Consider the following 20,973-nt stretch of genomic DNA (forward strand, 5'->3'; position numbering starts at 1 on the left):
AAATTCGTTGTCCTGCTGCCTGGATCTCACTGAATCCGAAGATGGCGGCGGTTGGCTATGTCGAAACCGTTACCCATGCGTTTAGGCTGGACGTCTCACCCATTGGACGTGTCGACAGGAGGGGTGGTTGTGACCACCGAGGTGCGCCGTCTGCGCAACTACATCAATGGAGAGTTCCGCGATGCCGCCGACGGGCGGACCATCGATGTGGTCAACCCGGTGACGGAAGAGGTCTACGCGACCTCTCCGCTGTCCGGTGCGGCCGACGTCGATGCCGCCATGGACGCCGCCGCGGCCGCCTTCCCCGCCTGGCGCGACGCCACGCCCGCCGAGCGGCAGCGCGCGCTGCTGAAGATCGCTGACGCCTTCGAGGAGCGCGCCGAGGACCTGATCGCGGCCGAGTCCGAGAACACCGGCAAGCCGCTCGGTCTGACCCGCACCGAAGAGATCCCCCCGATGGTGGACCAGATCCGGTTCTTCGCGGGAGCGGCGCGGATGCTGGAGGGGCGTTCGGCCGGTGAGTACATGGAGGGGCTGACCTCGATCGTCCGCCGCGAGCCGGTCGGCGTCTGCGCGCAGGTCGCGCCGTGGAACTACCCGATGATGATGGCCGTGTGGAAGTTCGCCCCGGCGCTCGCGGCGGGCAACACCGTGGTGATCAAGCCGTCCGACACCACCCCGGCCTCCACCGTGCTCATCGCCGAGATCATCGGGCAGATCCTCCCCAAGGGCGTCTTCAACGTCATCTGCGGCGACCGCGACACCGGCCGCGCGATGGTCGAGCACAAGATCCCCGCCATGGCCTCCATCACCGGCTCCGTACGGGCCGGCATGCAGGTCGCCGAGTCCGCCGCCAAGGACGTCAAGCGGGTCCACCTGGAGCTCGGCGGCAAGGCGCCCGTCGTCGTCTTCGAGGACACCGACATCGCCAAGGCCGTCGAGGACATCTCCGTCGCCGGATACTTCAACGCCGGCCAGGACTGTACGGCCGCCACCCGTGTGCTCGTCCACGAGTCGATCCACGACGAGTTCGTCACCGCGCTGGCCAAGGCCGCCGCCGACACGAAGACCGGCCTGCCGGACGACGAGGACGTGCTCTACGGCCCGCTCAACAACGCCAACCAACTGGCGCAGGTCAGCGGCTTCATCGAGCGGCTGCCCGCGCACGCCCGGGTCGAGGCCGGCGGCCACCGCGTCGGTGACAAGGGCTACTTCTACGCCCCCACCGTCGTCTCCGGTCTCAAGCAGGACGACGAGATCATCCAGAACGAGGTCTTCGGCCCCGTCATCACCGTCCAGTCCTTCACCGACGAGGCCCAGGCCCTCGAATGGGCCAACGGCGTCGAGTACGCCCTGGCGTCCTCCGTGTGGACCAAGGACCATGCCCGCGCCATGCGCATGTCCAAGAACCTCGACTTCGGCTGCGTCTGGATCAACACCCACATCCCGCTCGTCGCCGAGATGCCGCACGGCGGCTTCAAGAAGTCCGGCTACGGCAAGGACCTCTCCGCCTACGGCTTCGACGACTACACCCGCATCAAGCACGTGATGACCTCCCTCGACGGCTGACCGCCGCCCCGTTCCCCGGACACGGCCCCGGGCGCACACCCGTGCGCGCCCGGGGCCGTTCCCGTTTCAGGGCCGCCCCCAGCCGCACCGCCCTCGACAGGGTGTGCGCACCGGGCGGGCACCGCTGGACGGATGGTCCATTGCCCGCCGCACCGCCCGGACGGCATCCTGCGCGGGTGAGAGCGATCCCGAACCACCTCATGTCCCGCCGGTCCCTGCTCACCGCCCTCGGGGCGGGAGCGGCCGGTGTCTCGCTGGCCGGCTGCGGAGTCCCCGCCGCGTACGTGCAGCCGGGCGACCGCGCCGGCCGCGACCACTCCGCCGGCGATCACACCCTGAACTTCGCCAACTGGCCCCTCTACATCGACACGGACGACGACGACGCGTCCAAGCGGCCCACCCTCGACGCGTTCAGTGAACGGACCGGGATCTCCGTCACGTACACCGAGGAGATCAACGACAACGACGAGTTCTTCGGCAAGATCAGCCCCGCGCTGATGAACCACCAGCAGACCGGCCGGGACCTGATCGTCATCAGCGACTGGATGGCCGCACGCTTCGTCCGGCTCGGCTGGGTCCAGGAGATGGACCGGGCCAAGCAGCCGAACGTCGCGAAGTACCTCGACCCGCAGCTGCGCTCGCCCGCCTTCGACGAGGGACGCCGGCACAGCGTGCCCTGGCAGTCCGGGATCACCGGCATCGCCTACAACCGCAGGAGGCTCGGCCGCGAGATCAAGCACCTGAGCGACCTCTGGGCCCCCGACCTGCGCGGCAAGGTCACCCTGCTCTCCGGTCTCGACGAGTCCTTCGCCCTGCTGATGCAGGGCAACGGCGTGGACATCACCCGCTGGACGCGCGACGACTTCTTCGAGATCTGCGACCAGGTCGAGAAGCTGGTGAAGACCAAGCACATCCGCCGCTTCACCGGCAACGACTACATCAAGGACCTCTCCACCGGCGACGTCCTCGCCTGCCAGGCATACTCCGGCGACGTCATCCAGCTCCAGGCGGACAACCCGGACATCGCGTTCGTGGTGCCCGAGGAGGGCGCCGAACTCTGGGCCGAATCGCTCATGATCCCCAATCTCGCCCGCCACAAGCGCAACGCCGAGAAGCTGGTCGACTACTACTACGAGCCCGAGGTCGCGGCCGAACTGGCCACCTGGGTCAACTACGTCTGCCCGGTCCCCGCCGCCCGCGACATCCTGGCCTCCTCCAAGGACGAGGAGACCGCCGCACTCGCCGAGGACCCGCTGATCTTCCCGGACGACGCCATGCGCAAGCGGCTGGCGATCGCCCGGGACATCACCTCCGAGGAGCGCACCGAGTTCGCCAAGAAGTGGAACGCGATCGTCGGGTTGTGAAGGCGCCACCGGGCGGCGAAAGGGCTTGTAAACCCGGGCGTACGCTGCGGACATGAGCGAGCGACGCGCCCTTCGCCGGCGCATACGCGTGTGGCTGGTCGTCTTCATCGTCTGTCTCGTGCTGAGCGGGCTCACCGCCTTCCCGCTCGTCCACGAAGTGCGCTGGGCCGAGGACCTGCTGAGTTCCTCGGCCTCCCCGGTCCCCGAGCACTTCCCCGCGCTCGTGGAGTGGATCACCCGGGTCCGCACCGGTCTCGACCGGGCCGACGCCGAACACCCCTTCGTCCTCTACGGCACCGACTGGCTGGCTTTCGCCCATCTGGTGATCGCCGTCGCCTTCTACGGCCCCTACCGCGATCCGGTCCGCAACATCTGGGTCGTCGAGTTCGGCATGATCGCCTGTGCCGGCATCATCCCGCTCGCCCTGATCTGCGGACCGATCCGGGACATCCCCTTCTGGTGGTCGGTCATCGACATGTCGTTCGGCGTGTTCGGCGTCATCCCCCTGCTGATCGTGCGCCGGCGGATCAAGGAACTGGAGGCCCTGCCCGCCGAGCCGGCACCGGCCCTCGGCGGAACGCCCGCGCCCGTCGTCTGAGTCACCCGCGCGACGGGGCGCCGAAGGCGGCCACCACCACGTTCATCGTCGTGGGGTTCATGTCCTGGCCCTTCGCGTCCGTCGCGTTGACGTTGTAGACCAGGGTCCGGGACAGATCGCGGGTGGCCCCTATCCCGGTGGTGTACCCCCACCGGCTGCCCGTCTTGCCCCACACCTCGTGACCGCCCAGCCTCATCGCCGAGAGCCCCGCGCTGTGGGTGGCCGGCGCGCCCGTCCCGTACTCGCGCACCTCGTCGCCCGGCAGGGTGAACATCGCCTCCAGCAGCGGGCCGCGCACCACCCGGCCCGCGAACAGCGCCCGGGTGAACCGCTCCAGATCGGCCGTGGTGGAGATCAGGGCGCCCGCCGCCCAGGTGTCGCTGGTGCCCCAGACCGTCACATCGCGCAGCTCGCCGTCCCCGTAGACCTGGTAGCCGTGGTTGTGCGGGCCCCGGATGGTGGGGTCGTCGCCCGGGAGGTAACTGTCCTTCAGACGCAGCGGCTCCAGGATGCGGCGGGTGACCTGCGAGGCGTACGCGTCGTGGGTGATCCGCTCGATCAGCAGCCCCGCCACCGTGTACCCGATGTTTCCGTACTGCTGCCGGGTGCCCGGCGCGAAGCTCCGCTCCCGCGCGGTGGCCGCCCGGACCACCTCCGCCGGGTCGTACCGGTCGAAGCGGTGGGCGTAGACCTCCTCCGGGGTCGCGTATCCGGGGCCGATGTTCGGGATGCCGCTCGTGTGGTTCAGCAACTGGCGCACGGTCACCGTGCCGTACGCGGCCGGGATCAGGTCCGGCAGGTACCGGCGGACCGGACGGTCCAGGCCCACCCGGCCCTCCGAGGCCAGTTGCAGCACGACGGCGGCCGTGAAGACCTTGGTCACCGAGCCGGCGCGGAACCGGCCGGACGGGTCGGCGGGCCGCCCCGACACCAGATCGTGGACTCCGGCGCTGCCCCGCCAGCCGCCCGAGGTGCCGCCGACCCGCACCAGCGCCGCCGTGGCGTCCCCGGACGGCAGCCCCAGGAGCGCCGCGCGCAGCGCCTCCGCGTCCGGCGCGCCGTAGGCCGGGGGAACCGAGGGGGCGGAACGACCGGCGGCGGCCGGGGAAGGGGCCGAGGCCAGGGCCGGAGTGGCGGAACCCGCCGCGATGCCGAGGACCAGGGCCGTCGCGACGACGGTGCGGGACATACGGGTGCTCATGGTCGGTGCCTCCGGGGCGGGTTGGTGAGCGGGACGGATTCCCGGCCGCTCTCGGAATCCATCCTGTGGGACCACCCGCCCCCGGCGGATCACCCGCCCGGGGGTTTCACCGGGGGAGACGGCCTCCCCCGAGCGGGGGAGGCGGCGACGGCCTCTCCCTCGGAGGAGGGAGACACCAGACCGCATTCGTACGCGCAGATCACCGCCTGGATCCGGTCGCGGAGCCCCAGTTTGGACAGCACATGGCCGACATGCGTCTTCACCGTGTGCTCGCTGACCACCAGGGCCGCCGCGATCTCCGCGTTCGACAGCCCCCGCGCCAGATGCAGCAGCGTCTCGCGCTCCCGCGCCGTCAGCACCTCCAGCCGCGCCGAGGGCTCCGCCCCCGGGGCTGCGGGCGGACGCGCGGTGTACGCGGCGATCAGCCGGCGGGCCACCGACGGCGCCAGCAGCGAGTCGCCCGCCGCCACCACCCGGACCGCGTGCACCAGATCGTCCCGCCGCACGTCCTTGAGCAGGAAGCCGCTCGCCCCCGCGTGCAGCGCCTCGTAGACGTACGCGTCCGAGTCGAACGTCGTCAGCATGACCGTCCGGCACCCGCCGGCCCCCGTGATCGCACGGCACGCCTCGATGCCGTCCGTGCCGGGCATCCGGATGTCGAGCAGCGCCACATCGGGCGCGAGCCGCCGCACCGCGTCCACGGCCGCCGCCCCGTCGCCCGCCTCCGCCACCACCTCGATGTCCGGCTGTGCGTCCAGGATCATCGCGAAGCCGCTGCGCACCAGCTCCTGATCGTCCGCCACCACCACGCGGATCGTCACCGCGCCACCCCCGTCTCCTCGTCCCGCACCCGGCCGGACCGGGCGTGCGGGATCGTCACCTCGACCCGGAAACCCCTGCCGTCCGGGCCCGGACCCGTGCGGGCCGTCCCGCCGTGCGCCGCCGCGCGCTCCCGGATGCCGGTGAGACCGTGGCCCACTCCGCCCCCCGGGCCGCGCCCGTCGTCCGTGACCGTGACCGTCAGCGCCTCGGGCCCGTGGTCCAGCACCACCCGGGCCGTCCCGGCCCCCGCGTGGCGCACCACATTCGTCAGGGCCTCCTGCACGATCCGGTAGACCGTCGTCCCGACCACCTGCCCCACCGGCCCGGCCTCGCCCGTCACCTCGTAGCTCACGGCCGGCCCGCCCGCGCCCACCCGCTCCACCAGCGCCCCGATACCGTCCAGGGAGGGCTGCGGGGAGCGCGGCGAGTCAGGCGCGGAGGCGTCCTCGCGCAGCACACCGAGCATCCGGCGCAGTTGCACCATCGCGTCCCTGCCGGTCTCCGAGATCGCGTCGAACGCCGCCTCGGCCCGCTCCGGCGCCGTACGGACCGCCACCGGCCCCGCCTCCGCCTGCACGATCATCAGACTCACCGCATGCGACAGGATGTCGTGCATCTCCCGCGCGATACGGGCCCGTTCGCGCACCGCCGCCCGCTCCGCCTCGATGCGGTGCGTCAGCTCCAGCTGCCGTGCCCGGTCCTCCACCGCCCGCAGATACGCCTTCCGCGTCACCGCGAACCGGCCGAAGGCGTACGCCGCGGCGAACACGAAGAGCGAGAAGAGCAGCTCGCGCAGTTCGTTGCCGCCGACGCCGACCGAGACCACCACGCCGGCCGCCGTGAGCACGCCGATCGCGACCCTCTTCCGCGCGGAGGACCGTTCCGCCACCGTGTACAGCGCCACCAGACCGGTGTACGGCAGCGGCTGGCCCGGCCCGTCGACGGCCAGCCGGTAGAGCGCGCCGGTGGCGAGCACCGCCACGAGAACCGCGACCGGCGCCCTGCGCCGGGCGATCAACGGCACCACCGTCAGGGTCGTCAGCCCGTACGCCGGCCAGGTGGCCTCCGGCAGTTCCGGGGCGCGCGGCACGACGAACGGCATCGTCATGGCGGCCTGGACCAGCAGGGCGACGAGCAGGTCGACGGTGCGCGGCCCGGCCGCGAGGGCCCGTGCCCGCAGGGTGCGTATGCGCATCAGGGCTTCCGCGCCACCGCGCCGAACTGCGCGACCTCGGGCTCGGCCGTGCCGGGCGCGGACCGCCAGCGGGAGCACGACACGATCCCCGGGTCCAGCAGGTCGAGGCCGTCGAAGAAGGCGGCGAAGGCGAAGCGGTCGCGCGCGGTGATCGGGGGAGTGGCGTGCTCGTTCCAGAACCGCATCGCCGCCTCGTTGCCCTCGCCGCCCAGTTCCAGGGTGGGATGGGTCAGGACCAGGTAACTGCCGGAGGGCACCGCGTCCATCAGCCGCCGGACGACGGACAGCGCCTCGTCGGTGTCGAGGACGAAGTTCAGTATGCCCAGCATCATCACCGCGACCGGACGGTCCAGGTCGAGGGTCGGCCGGGCCGCCCGCAGGATCCGCTCCGGGTCCCGGGCGTCCGCCTCCACGTACTCGGTGGCGCCTTCGGGGGTGCTGGTCAGCAGGGCGCGGGCGTGCGCCAGGACGATCGGGTCGTGGTCGACGTAGACCACGCGCGCGTCCGGCGCGGTGTGCTGGGCGACCTCGTGGGTGTTGTCCGCGGTCGGCAGCCCGGTGCCGATGTCCAGGAACTGGCCGATGCCCGCGTCCCCGGCGAGATGCCGCACCGCCCGGCCCAGGAACCGCCGGTCGGCGCGGGCCACTTCGCCGATGGACGGGTACATGGCCGTCACCGAGTCCCCGACCGCCCGGTCGACGGGGAAGTGGTCCGTGCCGCCGAGCCAGTAGTTCCAGACCCGGGCGTTGTGCGCCACGTCGGAACGGACGCGGGCGGGAAGGGGGTCGCGGTGGGGGTCGGTCACGTCGGGCTCCTTGGCGCCGGCCCGGGGCATCCGCCGGACCCCTGCGGGTCTACGGGCCCGGTCCGGACAAAGGCCCCGGCATCATGGACGGTGAGGCGCCCCCCATGATGCCGGACCGATCAAGGCCCCTGCGTCGTCGAGGAGTTCACCAGCGTCCGGCGCAGGACGTCGATCCGGTTGGTGGTGATCGAGTCGACGCCGTCCCGGACCAGCCGGCGCATCGTGCGGCCGGTGTCCGCCGTCCAGGCCGAGACCAGCAGCCCGTCGCGGTGGACCCGCTCGGTCAGCTCCCTGCTCACCAGCCCGAAGCGGTAGTTGAGCCAGCGCGGCCGGACCGCCTCCAGCAGCGCCGGCCGGGGCGGGGCCAGCGTCGTCCAGGTCAGCGCGATCTCGGCGGACGGATCGGCGGCCCGTACCCGGAGCATCGCCTCCGCCCCCGCGCAGTACACCGTGCGCTCGCCCGCCCCGCACTCCCGGACCACCCCGACGACAGCGCGCACCGCGGCGTCCGTGGTGCCCGGCAGATCGATCATGAGGCGGTGCGCCCCGGCGGCGAGCAGCGCCTCGCGCAGCGTCGGCACCCCGCCCCCGGTCAGCCCGGTCAGCTCCGCGTGGGTCAGCCGGTCCAGCCGCACGTCATGGCCCCACAGCCGCTCCAGCGTGGCGTCGTGCAGCAGGACCGGTACGCCGTCGCGGGTGGTGCGGACATCGATCTCGACGAGGTCCGCCCCCCGTTCCAGCGCGGACCGGATCGAGGGGAGGGTGTTCTCGCGGACGCGGTAGGGATCGCCGCGGTGCGCGACGGCGGTGACAGCAGTGGCCATGGGGTCATTGTCGCCGCCCGGGGCCCTCACCGCCCGGTGCTCTCCAGCCACCGCGAGGTGTACGCGTCGATCTCGGTGGTCAGCGCGCGCTTGCCGGCCGGGTCGAGGAAGGACGCCTCCACGGCGTTCTTCGCGAGCGCGGCGAGCCCCCGCTCGTCCAGGTCCAGCAGGCGGGCCGCCACCGCGTACTCGTTGTTGAGGTCGGTGCCGAACATGGGCGGGTCGTCGCTGTTGACGGTCACCAGGACCCCGGCGTCCACCATCTCCTTCAGCGGGTGCTCCTCTATGACGGGCACCGCCCGCGTGGCCACGTTCGACGTGGGGCAGACCTCCAGGGCGATACGGTGCTCGGCCAGGTGCTCCAGCAGCCTCGGATCGCGGACCGCGCTGGTGCCGTGGCCGATGCGCTCGGCCCGCAGCTCCGTCAGCGCGTCCCAGATCGTCTGCGGTCCGGTGGTCTCCCCGGCGTGCGGCACGGAGTGCAGGCCCGCGGCGATCGCCCGGTCGAAGTACGGCTTGAACTGCGGCCGGCCCACCCCGATCTCGGGACCGCCAAGACCGAAGGAGACCAGTCCCTCGGGCCGCAGGTCCACCGCCAGCCGCGCCGTCTCCTCGGCCGATTCCAGACCGGCCTCGCCCGGAATGTCGAAGCACCAGCGCAGCACGGTCCCCAGCTCGGACTCGGCGGACTTCCGCGCGTCTTCGATGGCCTCCATGAACGCCTGCTCGGGGATGCCCCGGCGGGTCGAGGAGAAGGGGGTCACGGTCAGCTCGGCGTACCGGATGTTCTGCCGCGCCATGTCCCGGGCGACCTCGAAGGTCAGCAGCCGGACGTCCTCGGGGGTGCGGATCAGGTCCACGACCGAGAGGTACACCTCGATGAAGTGGCGGAAATCGGTGAACGTGAAGTAGTCGGCCAGGGCCTCGGGGGCGGTCGGGACCTTGGAGTCGGGATGGCGCGCGGCCAGCTCGGCGACGATACGGGGCGAGGCGGAGCCGACATGGTGCACATGCAGCTCGGCCTTGGGCAGCCCCGCGATGAAGGGGTGCAGATCGGTCATCGGATCCTCCGGGTGCGGGAGTTGGCAGGCGGCCCGGGGGTCCAGTGGCGCCGGGCAGGGGACGGGAGTCATCGTAGGCCGGGGCGGGCCGTAGCATGTCGGGCATCACGATGGGGGAGGCCCATGTCAGACAACACCGAACGCCCCGCGGACGGGGCCGCGCCGCGCGATCCGTGGGCTCCGCCGGACAGCAAGGTGCCGCTGAAGAAGAGCACGGCGGACAACGCGGCGGAGACCCCGGCCGCGTCCCCGGCCCCGCAGGACGCCGCGAGCGCCCCCGGGCCGTCGCCCGTGCACGACCAGCAGACCGTCGCGGCGATGCCCGGCCAGGACCCCGCGGCGGCCGGACTGGGGACCCCGGACCAGGCCCCGCCCGCCGCCCCCACCGCGCAGGGCCCCGCTGCCGCGCCCGGCCCCGCCGCGGACCCCTGGCAGGGGCCCGGCGCGGTGCCGCCCCCGCCGGTCGGGCCGAACGGTCCGGGACAGCCGGCCGCCGGGCCGTACGGCTACCCGGCCGCGCCCGGTCAGGGCCAGGGGCAGTACGGCTACCCCGCCCCGTCGCCGCAGTACGGCGACTACGCGGGCTACCCCGGATACGCGGGCTACCCCGCGAACGGCTGGGGACCCGCCCCCGCGAACGGGCTGGGCATCGCCTCGCTGGTGCTCGGCATCATCTCCGTGGCCCTCTTCTGCCTGTGGGGCCTCGGCATCATCCTGGGCGTCCTCGCACTGGTCTTCGGTCTCATAGGCCGGGGCCGGGCCAAGAGGGGAGAGGCCGACAACGCCGGTGTGGCACTGGCGGGCGTCATCCTCGGCTCGGTCGGCATCGTCGTCAGCGCGGCCTTCCTGGGGCTGATGATCTGGGCCATCGCCTCGGACGACTTCGAGACCGAGGAGAGCGGCACCGTCTACGAGCCGACCTCGCTGGTCGTCGACGTCACCCACGGCTAGGCACTCTTCAGGCACGACAAGGGGGGCGTCCGGGCACGGCCCAGGACGCGTTGCGGCCCGTGCGGCCGGCGGGGAGAACCCGCCGGCCGCACGGGCCGTCTCATATCGCCCCGGTCTCCGCGCGCTCGCGCAGCACCGCGCGGGCCTCCATCAGCGCGAAGCCCAGCAGATTCTTCCCGCGCCACCGCTCCGGGTCCTGCGCGCGGGGATCGTCCGCCGCCAGCCCGATTCCCCAGACCCGGTCCATCGGGCTGGCCTCGACCAGCACCCGGTCCCCGGTGTTCCGCAGGAAGGCGCCCAGCTCCGGGTGGCCGCCGAACTTGTGGACACTGCCCTCGGTCACCAGGGCGAACCGCTCGCGCTCCCAGACGGCCTCGTCGAACCCGCGGACCAGCCGGCCCGCCTTCTTCGCCTCGGCCGGGCTCCGGGCCGCCACGGCGCGCTCGGCCGCCTCCGCGTCCCCGAAGAGCCGCGCCTTCCCGGCCATCATCCAGTGCTCCGCCGACGCGTACTCCACGCCGTCGACCGTGAACGGGGCGGGCCACCACTGGCTCAGGCAGCTCGGCCCGATCCGGCCGTCCGGCCGCGGCCGGTGCCCCCAGAACAGCAGATACTTCGCCCGCTCACCGCGCGCGGTCCGCGCCACGAGCGCGTCGACGTCCCGGACATCCCCGATGTGCTCCATGACACGCGAGTCTGTCATCCGCCACTGACACTCCGTACGGTGAATTCCGCGCCGACGCGACACATGGTCGACAGATTCCGTCGCGTAACCAAAAGGCAACAACGGAATCACTTGTTGGGCTCGGTCCCCTCTGTCAGGATCGGCACTCAAATCGAGCAGAAGCTACGCCGCCCCCGGTCTGCGGGGACAGCGGCGGAGGAGAGCGTGATGGGCAAGGGCTTCCAGGTGCAGGACCGCTTCGCGGACGGCGCGCAGTACATCGGGGGAAGGCTGCGGTCCGGCACGTCGGGACGGACGCACGCCGTGGTGAACCCGGCGAACGGCGAGACCGTCTACACCTACGAACTGGCCTCGACGGCGGACGTCGACGCGGCCGTCGCCGCCGCCCGCGACGCCTTCCCCGGCTGGTCGTCGGCCACCCCCGCCGAGCGGTCCGAGGCCATGCACCGCTTCGCCGGGGTCCTGGCCGACCGCGCCGAGGAGTTCGCGTACGCGGAATCCCTCCAGTGCGGCAAGCCGGTCAAGCTCTCCACCGAGTTCGACGTCCCCGGCACCGTCGACAACACGGCCTTCTTCGCCGGGGCGGCCCGCCATCTGGAGGGGAAGTCCGCCGCCGAGTACGACGGCGACCACACCTCGTACGTACGGCGCGAGGCGATCGGCGTGGTCGGCTCCATCGCCCCCTGGAACTACCCGCTCCAGATGGCCGCCTGGAAGGTGCTGCCGGCCATCGCCGCCGGGAACACCATCGTGCTGAAGCCCGCCGAGATCACCCCGCTGACCTCCCTGATGTTCGCCCAGGCGGCCACCGAGGCCGGAATCCCGGACGGGGTCGTCAACATCGTCACCGGCACCGGCAAGGAGGCCGGGGAACACCTCGTCGGCCACCCCGACGTCGTCATGACCTCCTTCACCGGCTCCACCGCCGTCGGCAAGCGCGTCGCGGAGATCGCCACCGCCACCGTCAAGCGGCTCCACCTGGAGCTCGGCGGCAAGGCCCCCTTCGTCGTCTTCGACGACGCCGATCTGGAGGCAGCAGCCAACGGAGCGGTCGCCGGCGCCCTCATCAACACCGGCCAGGACTGCACGGCCGCCACCCGCGCCTACGTCCAGCGCCCGCTGTACGACGCCTTCGTGCGCGAGGTCGCCGCCCTCATGGAGACCGTCCGGATCGGCGACCCCTTCGCCCCGGGGACCGACCTCGGCCCGCTGATCAGCCACGCCCAGCGCGACCGGGTGGCCGGCTTCGTGGAGCGCGCCCGCGGCTACGCCACCGTCGTCACCGGTGGCGAGGCCCCCGGCGGCGCACTGGCCGACGGCGCCTACTACCGGCCGACCCTGGTCACCGGGGCCGCGCAGGACAGCGAGATCGTCCAGTCCGAGATCTTCGGCCCGGTCCTGGTCGTCCTGCCCTTCGACACCGACGACGAGGGCATCGCCCTGGCCAACGACACCCCCTACGGACTCGCCGCCTCCGCCTGGAGCCGCGACGTCTACCGGGCGGGCCGCGCCACCCGCGAGATCAAGGCGGGCTGCGTCTGGGTCAACGACCACATTCCGATCATCAGCGAGATGCCGCACGGCGGATACAAGGCCAGCGGCTTCGGCAAGGACATGTCGGCGTACTCCTTCGAGGAGTACACGCAGGTCAAACACGTCATGTACGACACCACCGCGGTGGCCCGCAAGGACTGGCACCGCACGATCTTCGGGGACCGATAGACCGGCCCAAGGGCCGCACACCCACCCGGAAGGGCAACGCGCATGGAGCAGTACGAGCCCGAGCGTCTCTCCGCGGCCCAGCTGGCCGCGATGCGTCGCACACTGACCAACGGCAGGGGAGCCCTCACCCGCCGCTCGCTGCTGCGCGCCTCAGGCATGGGCGCGCTGGCGATCGGCGGACTGGGCACCCTGAGCGCGTGCGGCATCCCCGCCGCCCGGCGCCAGGGCGACGCCGCCGAGACCTCGGACGACCACTCGGCCAAGGAGAAACAGGTCAACTTCTCCAACTGGACCGAGTACATGGACGTCACCGAGGACGGCAAGCACCGGCCCACTCTGGAGGCGTTCACCAAGCGCACCGGGATCACGGTCAAGTACACCGAGGACATCAACGACAACGTCGAGTTCTTCGGGAAGATCAAGCCCCAGCTCGCCGCGGGCCAGGACACCGGACGCGACATCATCTGCGTCACCGACTGGCTGGCCGCCCGCATCGTCCGCCTGGGCTGGGCGCAGAAGCTCGATCCCTCGCACCTGCCGCACGCGTTCGCCAACCTGTCCGACCAGTTCCGCTCCCCGGACTGGGACCCCGGCCGCGCCCACTCCTACCCCTGGGCCGGGATCCCCGCCGTCATCGCGTACAACTCCAAGGCGACCGGCGGGCGCCGGATCGACTCGGTCAGCCAGCTCCTGGACGACCCCGAGCTCAAGGGCCGGGTCAGCTTCCTGTCGGAGATGCGCGACTCCATCGGCATGACCCTCCTCGACATGGGCAAGGACCCCGCCCACTTCACCGACGCCGACTACGACGCCGCCATCGGACGGCTCCAGAAGGGCGTCGACCGCAACCAGATCCGCCGCTTCACGGGCAACGACTACACCGCCGACCTGGACAAGGGCGACATCGCCGCCTGCGTCGCCTGGGCCGGGGACATCATCCAGCTCCAGGCCGGCAACCCGGACATCAAATACGCGATCCCCGCCGCCGGCTACGTCATCTCCAGCGACAACATGCTCGTCCCCGCGGGCGCCCGGCACCGCTCCAACGCCGAACGGCTCATGGACTACTACTACGAGCCCCCGGTCGCCGCCCAGCTCGCCGCGTACATCAACTTCGTCTGCCCGGTCGACGGCGTCCGCGAGGAACTGGCCAAGATCGACCGCTCGATGGCGGACAACCCCCTGATTCTCCCGGACAAGGAGATGGCGGCCAAGTCGCACGCCTTCCGCTCCCTCACCTCCGAGGAGGAGACGGCGTACGAGGAGAAGTTCGCCAAGCTCATCGGCGCCTGACGCCGGGCCCTCCCCCCCCGATCTCCCTCTGACACCACTGGGACCGCGATCCATGACACAGCAGCAGACAGGCGGCGACGTCCGCCTCACCGGGATCAGCAAGACGTACGGCTCCTTCGCCGCCGTCCACCCGCTCGATCTGACCGTCCCGCAGGGCTCGTTCTTCGCGCTGCTCGGCGCGTCGGGCTGCGGCAAGACCACCACCCTGCGGATGATCGCCGGGCTGGAGGAGGCCACCACCGGCACCGTCACCCTCGGCGGCACCGACATCACCGCCCTCCCCCCGTACAAGCGGCCGGTCAACACCGTCTTCCAGAGCTACGCGCTCTTCCCGCACCTGGACATCGCCGAGAACGTCGCCTTCGGACTCCGCAGGCGCGGCATCAAGTCGGTGAAGAAGCAGGTCGACGAGATGCTGGAGCTCGTCCAGCTCGGGGACTTCGCCAAGCGCAAGCCCCACCAGCTCTCCGGCGGCCAGCAGCAGCGCGTCGCCGTCGCCCGCGCCCTGATCAACCACCCCCGGGTGCTGCTGCTCGACGAACCGCTCGGCGCCCTCGACCTCAAGCTGCGCCGCCAGATGCAGCTCGAACTCAAGCGCATCCAGACCGAGGTCGGCATCACCTTCATCCACGTCACCCACGACCAGGAGGAGGCCATGACCATGGCCGACACCGTCGCGGTGATGAACGCCGGCCGGGTCGAACAGCTGGGCGCCCCCGCCGAGCTGTACGAGAACCCGCGGACCACCTTCGTCGCCAACTTCCTCGGCACCTCCAACCTGATCGAGGGCGAGGTCGTCTCCGCCGGGGACGAGATCACCGTCTCGGCCGGCGGCGGGAAGCTCCGGCTCCCGGCCGGTCGCTGTGCGGGCCCCACCGCCACCGGCGGCAGGCTGCTGCTCGGCATCCGCCCGGAGAAGATCTCGCTCAGCCGCGCCGACGAGGCCGGCGCGATAGCCGACGGACGCAACCGGGTCACCGGCCGGATCGTCGACTCCAGCTTCATCGGCGTCTCCACGCAGTACGTCGTGGAGAGCCCGGCCGGCAAGGCCCTGCATGTGTACGAGCAGAACGTCGAGTCCCGCTCCGGCCTCACCCCCGGGGCCGAGGTCGTGCTGCACTGGAACCCGGACCACACCTTCGGTCTGGACGCGGACCAGGACATCGACGCGGGCGTGGAGACGGTGGAGGACGCGGCGTGAGCCTCATCCAGGAGGCACCGCCGGCCCCTGCCGCCGAGCCGGTCGTGCGCAAGCCCTCCACGCGCAAGCGCCTCGTCCCCTACTGGCTGCTGCTCCCCGGCATCCTGTGGCTGGTCGTCTTCTTCGCCCTGCCGCTGGTCTACCAGGCCTCCACCTCCGTACAGACCGGCTCCCTGGAGCAGGGCTTCGAGGTCACCTGGCACTTCCGCACCTACTGGGACGCGCTGGCCGACTACTACCCGCAGTTCATCCGCTCGCTGCTGTACGCCGGCACCGCGACGGTCCTGTGCCTGCTGCTCGGCTATCCGCTCGCCTACCTCATCGCCTTCAAGGCCGGGCGCTGGCGCAACGTGGTGCTGGTGCTGGTCATCGCCCCGTTCTTCACCAGCTTCCTGATCCGCACGCTGGCGTGGAAGACGATCCTCGCGGACGGCGGCGCCGTCGTCGACGTCCTGAACACGCTGCACGTCCTGGACGTCACCAGCTGGCTCGGCTGGACCGAGAACAACCGGGTGCTGGCCACGCCGATGGCGGTGGTCTGCGGTCTGACGTACAACTTCCTGCCGTTCATGATCCTGCCGCTCTACACCTCGCTGGAACGGATCGACGGCCGGCTCCACGAGGCGGCCGGGGACCTGTACGCCACGCCCGCCACCACCTTCCGCAAGGTGACGTTCCCGCTCTCCATGCCGGGCGTCGTCTCCGGGACCCTGCTGACCTTCATCCCGGCCAGCGGCGACTACGTCAACGCGGAACTGCTGGGCTCCACCGACACCAAGATGGTCGGCAGCGTGATCCAGACCCAGTTCCTGCGCGTGCTCGACTACCCGACGGCGGCCGCGCTCTCCTTCATCCTCATGGCGGTCGTCCTGATCGTGGTCACCGTCTACATCCGCCGCTCCGGGACGGAGGACCTGGTCTGATGCCCGTACTGCGCTGGCTGCGACGCCACCTGGTCGTCATCGCGGGTCTGCTGACCCTCGCCTACATGATCCTGCCGAACATCGTGGTGATGGTGTTCTCCTTCAACAAGCCGAAGGGGCGCTTCAACTACGCCTGGCAGCACTTCTCCCTGGACGCCTGGAAGGACCCCTGCGGCGTCGCCGACATGTGCGGCTCGCTCTCGCTCTCCCTCCAGATCGCCTTCTGGGCCACGGCCGGCGCGACCGTGCTCGGCACGATGATCGCGTTCGCCCTGGTCCGCTACCGCTTCCGGGCGCGCGGCGCGATCAACTCGCTGATCTTCCTGCCGATGGCGATGCCCGAGGTCGTCATGGCCGCCTCGCTGCTCACCCTGTTCCTCAACATGGGCGCGCAGCTGGGCTTCTGGACGATCCTCATCGCACACATCATGTTCTGCCTCAGCTTCGTCGTGACGGCCGTCAAGGCGCGCGTCATGTCGATGGACCCGAGGCTGGAGGAGGCGGCCCGCGATCTGTACGCGGGACCGGTGCAGACGTTCCTGCGCGTGACCCTGCCCATCGCCGCCCCCGGAATCGCCGCGGGAGCGCTGCTCGCCTTCGCGCTCTCCTTCGACGATTTCATCATCACCAATTTCAACGCGGGCTCCACCGTGACCTTCCCCATGTTCGTCTGGGGTTCGGCGCAGCGCGGCACGCCCGTCCAGATCAACGTCATCGGGACGGCGATGTTCATCATTGCCGTCATGGTGGTTCTCGCCGGCCAGCTCGTCGCGAACCGGCGGAAGAACGCACGACCCTGAAAGTCCGAAGGAGTTGGAAACCATGGCCCCCGTCGCCATGCGTACTGCTGCACAATCACTCTCCGACGCGAAGCCGGTGTCCTTCTGGCTCGACGACCCCGGCCGGCCCGAGGCCCTTCCCGCGCTCACCGGGACCGAACACTGCGATCTGCTCGTCATCGGCGGCGGCTACAGCGGTCTGTGGACCGCCCTGCTCGCCAAGGAACGCGAACCGGAACGCGATGTCGTGCTGATCGAGGGCCACGAGACGGGCTGGGCCGCCTCGGGGCGCAACGGAGGGTTCTGTGCCGCCTCCCTCACCCACGGACTGCCCAACGGGCTGGAGCGCTGGCCCGGCGAGATCGCCCGGCTGGAGGAGATGGGGGCCCGCAACCTCGACGCCATCGAGGACGCGGTGTCCCGCTACGGCATCGACTGCGAGTTCGAGCGGACCGGTGAGATCGATATCGCCACCGAGCCCCATCAACTCGATGAGCTGCGCGAATGGCAGCGCGACGCCGAACGCCTGGGCTTCGGAGGGGTCGAGTTCCTGGACCGCGACGCGCTGCGCGAAGAGGTCGATTCGCCGACCTTCCTCGGCGGTCTGTGGGACCGCCGGGGGGTCGCGATGCTGCACCCGGCCAAGCTGGTCTGGGGGCTGAAGCGCGCCTGCCTCGACCTGGGGGTGCGGATCTACGAGCACACCCGCGGACTGGAGCTCGCCCGGACCACAAGCGGAATGGCGGTGCGGACCCCGTACGGCAAGGTGTTCGCCCGTCGGGTCGCGCTCGGCACCAATATCTTCCCCTCGCTCGTGAAGCGGATGCGCCCTTATACCGTCCCGGTCTACGACTACGCGCTGATGACCGAGCCGCTGACGGCGGACCAGCTCGCCGCGATCGGCTGGAAGAACCGCCAGGGGCTCGGTGACAGCGCCAATCAGTTCCACTACTTCCGCCTTTCCGCGGACAACCGGATCCTGTGGGGCGGATACGACGCGATCTATCCCTACGGGGGCCGGCTCAGCGCCGATCTCGACCAGCGGCCCGAGACCTTCCTGAAACTCGCCGGGCAGTTCTTCACCTGCTTCCCGCAATTGGAGGGCGTCCGCTTCAGCCATGCCTGGGGCGGTGCGATCGACACCTGTTCGCGTTTCTCCGCCTTCTTCGGTACGGCGCACCGGGGACGGGTCGCCTATGCCGCCGGATTCACCGGGCTGGGCGTCGGCGCCACCCGGTTCGGCGCCGATGTGATGCTCGATCTACTCGCGGGGGAGCGGACCGAGCGCACCGCGCTGGAGATGGTGCGCAGCAAGCCGATGCCGTTCCCGCCCGAGCCGCTGGCCTGGGCCGGGATCGAGCTGACCAAGCGGTCCCTGGCCAGGGCGGACGCCAACGGCGGGCGCCGCGACCTCTGGCTGCGGACGATGGACCGGCTGGGTCTCGGCTTCGACAGCTGACCCCGCCGCACGGCCCCGCCGTGACGCAGCTCACCCCGGCCGCCGGGCCGAACCCGCGTAAGGGTTCGGCCCGGCGTCGCTCTTTCCCGTGGACGCACCGGCGACCGGCGCCGGAGCCGCACGGAGGGAGCACGGGACATGACGGGCACGGGGGTCAGGGCAGCGGTGGTGTGGCTGGCGTCGGCGGCGCTGGACCCCGGCGCCTGCCGGTGGGCGTGGGAGCGCGATCCGTGGCGGGTGGCGCTCCTCCCGGCCGGCCGGCGCTGGGACGTGCTGACGGTGCCGGGGGAGTGGGGGCGCGTGACGCTGGAGGTGCTCGTCCGGCTCACCGGCCGGCCGGGGCCGGTCCTCGCCGACTCCGGCACCGGGCGGACCGGCTTCTTCGTGCCGCCGGGCACGGCCGCCCACTGGGTGGGCACGGGGGTGCGCGGCGCGGGGGAGGGCGACTGGATCGCCGTGCCCCGTCCGGGCCGGGCGGCGGGCGGGCTGTGCTGGCTGGTGGCGCCGGACGGGTCGGGCACGCTCACCGCGCTGACCACGCTGGAAACGGCGATGCACGAGGCCGCGGCGGTGCTCCGGTGGAGGGGAGGCGGATGCCAGAGGTCTTGACAACCCGATTGGTCTGGACCATGTTGTGCGCCACCATCAATTCCCCCCTGCACGGAGGCCGTTGTGGAACGCACGGGACCCCCCGCCCGCATGACCGGACTTCTGGCCGCCTTCTCGGCCGCCCTGCTGGCCGCCGGCGGACTGGCGGCAGCCGCGCCGTCCGCCGCCGCGGCCGACGGCGACCTGGCGCGCAACGGCACCTTCGAGGCCGGTCTCACCGGCTGGAACTGTTCGGGCGGCACCGGAGCCGTCGTCAGCACCCCGGTGCACGGCGGCACCTCGGCGCTCAAGGCCACCCCGGCCGGCGCCGACAACGCCAAGTGCTCCCAGACCGTGGCGGTCAAGCCCGGCTCCACGTACACGCTCAGCGCCTGGGTGCAGGGCAGCTACGTCTACCTGGGCGCCGAGGGCACCGGCACCACCGACGGCTACACCTGGACCCAGTCGGCCGGTGCCTGGAAGCAGCTCACCACCACCTTCACGACGGGCGCCTCGACCAAGTCCGTCACCATCTACACCCACGGCTGGTACGGCACCCCCGCCTACTACGCCGACGACCTCACCCTCGTCGGACCCGGCGGCGACCCGGTCGTGGTCCCCGCCGCGCCCACCGGGCTGAAGACCTCCTCGGTGACCTCGACCTCGGTCGGCCTGTCCTGGACCGGTTCCACCGGCGCCACCGGCTACAACGTCTACCGGAGCGGCACCAAGGTCGCCTCCACCACGGGCACCTCCGCGACCGTGTCCGGGCTGACCGCCTCGACGGCGTACAGCTTCCAGGTCTCCGCCACCAACGAGGCGGGCGAATCGGCGAAGTCCGCCGCGGTCTCGGCCACCACCACCGCGGGCGGCGGGGACGGCGGCACCTCCGACCTGCCCGCCCACGCCCTCGTCGGCTACCTCCACGCCAGCTTCGCCAACGGCTCCGGCTACACGCGCATGGCGGACGTGCCCGACTCCTGGGACGTCATCGACCTCGCCTTCGGCGAGCCGACCTCCGTCACCTCCGGCGACATCCGCTTCAAGCTCTGCCCGGTCACCGAGTGCCCGAACGTCGAGTCGGAGGCCGAGTTCAAGGCGGCCATCAAGGCCAAGCAGGCGGCCGGCAAGAAGGTCCTGATCTCCATCGGCGGCCAGAACGGCCAGGTGCAGCTCGCCACCACGGCGGCGCGCGACACCTTCGTCTCCTCCGTCAGCAAGATCATCGACGAGTACGGGCTGGACGGCCTGGACATCGACTTCGAGGGCCACTCCCTCTCGCTGAACACCGGCGACACCGACTTCCGGAACCCGACCACGCCGGTGGTCGTCAACCTGATCTCCGCGGTGAAGACCCTCAAGGCCAAGTACGGCGCGAAGTTCGTGCTCACCATGGCCCCCGAGACCTTCTTCGTGCAGCTCGGCTACCAGTACTACGGCTCCGGCCCCTGGGGCGGCCAGGACCCGCGCGCCGGCGCCTACCTGCCGGTGATCCACGCGCTGCGCGACGACCTCACGCTGCTGCACGTCCAGGACTACAACTCGGGCTCGATCATGGGCCTGGACAACCAGTACCACTCCATGGGCGGCGCGGACTTCCACATCGCCATGACCGACATGCTGCTCACCGGCTTCCCGGTGGCCGGAGACCAGAGCAAGATCTTCCCCGGACTCCGCCCCGGCCAGGTCGCGATCGGCCTGCCGGCCTCCACCCAGGCGGGCAACGGGCACACCTCGCCCGCCGAGGTCACCAAGGCCCTCAACTGCCTGACCAAGAAGACCGACTGCGGCTCCTACCAGACCCACGGCACCTGGTCGGGCCTGCGCGGCCTGATGACCTGGTCCATCAACTGGGACCGCTTCAACAACGGGGAGTTCTCGAAGAACTTCGACGCGTACTTCGGCACGTGACCACGTACGCCGGCGCGCGGC

At 71.3% G+C, this 20,973-nt stretch carries 19 protein-coding genes; 12 read left to right on the plus strand and 7 right to left on the minus strand.

The genetic code is table 11. The annotated features are described in order from the left end of the window. Window positions 1–129: 129 nt before the first annotated feature. The 3 genes from ACWCXC_RS20380 (at window position 130) to ACWCXC_RS20390 (ending at window position 3,531) form a co-directional block, all read left to right on the plus strand. The gene (locus ACWCXC_RS20380; RefSeq protein ID WP_450680724.1) at window positions 130–1,569 is read left to right on the plus strand and encodes a gamma-aminobutyraldehyde dehydrogenase; all 1,440 of its coding nucleotides are present in this window, start codon (window positions 130–132) and stop codon (window positions 1,567–1,569) included. A 200-nt stretch (window positions 1,570–1,769) separates the two neighbouring features. Next, on the plus strand, window positions 1,770–2,933 hold the full coding sequence (locus ACWCXC_RS20385) for an ABC transporter substrate-binding protein (protein WP_450680788.1): 1,164 nt from the start codon (window positions 1,770–1,772) through the stop codon (window positions 2,931–2,933). 52 nt (window positions 2,934–2,985) lie between these two features. Continuing rightward, window positions 2,986–3,531 (plus strand): hypothetical protein, encoded by a 546-nt coding sequence (locus tag ACWCXC_RS20390; protein ID WP_450680723.1) that lies wholly within the window; start codon window positions 2,986–2,988, stop codon window positions 3,529–3,531. A 1-nt stretch (window position 3,532) separates the two neighbouring features. Here the strand turns inward: ACWCXC_RS20390 and ACWCXC_RS20395 are convergent, their stop codons facing one another. The 6 genes from ACWCXC_RS20395 to ACWCXC_RS20420 all read right to left on the minus strand — a co-directional run bounded on the left by ACWCXC_RS20395 (window position 3,533) and on the right by ACWCXC_RS20420 (window position 9,440). Beyond that, window positions 3,533–4,732, minus strand: coding sequence for a serine hydrolase domain-containing protein (locus tag ACWCXC_RS20395; RefSeq protein ID WP_450890122.1), 1,200 nt, complete (start codon window positions 4,730–4,732; stop codon window positions 3,533–3,535). 89 nt (window positions 4,733–4,821) lie between these two features. Then, entirely contained in the window at window positions 4,822–5,553 is a 732-nt protein-coding gene (locus ACWCXC_RS20400) for a response regulator (RefSeq protein WP_450890123.1), read from the minus strand. After that, a complete protein-coding gene (locus tag ACWCXC_RS20405) occupies window positions 5,550–6,749 on the minus strand; it encodes a sensor histidine kinase (RefSeq protein ID WP_450890124.1) in 1,200 nt (399 codons plus the stop codon). Before ACWCXC_RS20405 ends, ACWCXC_RS20400 begins: the two co-directional genes overlap by 4 nt. Next, on the minus strand, window positions 6,749–7,585 hold the full coding sequence (locus ACWCXC_RS20410) for an SAM-dependent methyltransferase (RefSeq protein WP_450680719.1): 837 nt from the start codon (window positions 7,583–7,585) through the stop codon (window positions 6,749–6,751). Before ACWCXC_RS20410 ends, ACWCXC_RS20405 begins: the two co-directional genes overlap by 1 nt. Before the next feature lie 89 nt (window positions 7,586–7,674). Next, complete coding sequence (locus ACWCXC_RS20415; protein WP_450680718.1) at window positions 7,675–8,379, minus strand: glycerophosphodiester phosphodiesterase; 705 nt, start codon at window positions 8,377–8,379, stop codon at window positions 7,675–7,677. A 26-nt stretch (window positions 8,380–8,405) separates the two neighbouring features. Continuing rightward, window positions 8,406–9,440: an adenosine deaminase gene (locus tag ACWCXC_RS20420; RefSeq protein WP_450680717.1), complete on the minus strand. Its 1,035-nt coding sequence runs from the start codon at window positions 9,438–9,440 to the stop codon at window positions 8,406–8,408. Window positions 9,441–9,563: 123 nt separating this feature from the next. On the opposite strand from ACWCXC_RS20420, the gene ACWCXC_RS20425 reads away from it, so the two are divergent. Further along, the gene (locus tag ACWCXC_RS20425) at window positions 9,564–10,391 is read left to right on the plus strand and encodes a DUF4190 domain-containing protein (protein WP_450890125.1); all 828 of its coding nucleotides are present in this window, start codon (window positions 9,564–9,566) and stop codon (window positions 10,389–10,391) included. A gap of 100 nt (window positions 10,392–10,491) precedes the next feature. Here ACWCXC_RS20425 and ACWCXC_RS20430 read toward each other — a convergent pair whose 3' ends face one another. Continuing rightward, entirely contained in the window at window positions 10,492–11,094 is a 603-nt protein-coding gene (locus ACWCXC_RS20430; protein WP_450680715.1) for an NADAR family protein, read from the minus strand. Between the two features lie 189 nt (window positions 11,095–11,283). On the opposite strand from ACWCXC_RS20430, the gene ACWCXC_RS20435 reads away from it, so the two are divergent. From ACWCXC_RS20435 to ACWCXC_RS20470, 8 genes are all read left to right on the plus strand, one after another. Beyond that, on the plus strand, window positions 11,284–12,798 hold the full coding sequence (locus ACWCXC_RS20435; RefSeq protein WP_450890126.1) for a gamma-aminobutyraldehyde dehydrogenase: 1,515 nt from the start codon (window positions 11,284–11,286) through the stop codon (window positions 12,796–12,798). Between the two features lie 42 nt (window positions 12,799–12,840). After that, window positions 12,841–14,091 carry an ABC transporter substrate-binding protein gene (locus tag ACWCXC_RS20440; RefSeq protein WP_450890127.1) on the plus strand — a complete coding sequence of 417 codons (1,251 nt, stop codon included), beginning with the start codon at window positions 12,841–12,843 and terminating at the stop codon, window positions 14,089–14,091. A 52-nt stretch (window positions 14,092–14,143) separates the two neighbouring features. Next, window positions 14,144–15,292 carry an ABC transporter ATP-binding protein gene (locus ACWCXC_RS20445; protein ID WP_450890128.1) on the plus strand — a complete coding sequence of 383 codons (1,149 nt, stop codon included), beginning with the start codon at window positions 14,144–14,146 and terminating at the stop codon, window positions 15,290–15,292. After that, complete coding sequence (locus tag ACWCXC_RS20450) at window positions 15,289–16,215, plus strand: ABC transporter permease (RefSeq protein WP_450680711.1); 927 nt, start codon at window positions 15,289–15,291, stop codon at window positions 16,213–16,215. The genes ACWCXC_RS20445 and ACWCXC_RS20450 overlap by 4 nt, the downstream gene beginning before the upstream one ends. Then, window positions 16,215–17,015 (plus strand): ABC transporter permease, encoded by an 801-nt coding sequence (locus ACWCXC_RS20455; RefSeq protein WP_450890129.1) that lies wholly within the window; start codon window positions 16,215–16,217, stop codon window positions 17,013–17,015. Before ACWCXC_RS20450 ends, ACWCXC_RS20455 begins: the two co-directional genes overlap by 1 nt. 22 nt (window positions 17,016–17,037) lie before the next feature. Next, window positions 17,038–18,453 (plus strand): NAD(P)/FAD-dependent oxidoreductase, encoded by a 1,416-nt coding sequence (locus tag ACWCXC_RS20460; protein ID WP_450890130.1) that lies wholly within the window; start codon window positions 17,038–17,040, stop codon window positions 18,451–18,453. 138 nt (window positions 18,454–18,591) lie between these two features. Continuing rightward, window positions 18,592–19,062, plus strand: coding sequence for a hypothetical protein (locus ACWCXC_RS20465; protein ID WP_450680708.1), 471 nt, complete (start codon window positions 18,592–18,594; stop codon window positions 19,060–19,062). 63 nt (window positions 19,063–19,125) lie between these two features. Then, window positions 19,126–20,952: a chitinase gene (locus ACWCXC_RS20470; RefSeq protein WP_450890131.1), complete on the plus strand. Its 1,827-nt coding sequence runs from the start codon at window positions 19,126–19,128 to the stop codon at window positions 20,950–20,952. Window positions 20,953–20,973: the final 21 nt, after the last annotated feature.

The organism is Streptomyces sp. NPDC001515 (assembly GCF_053597115.1).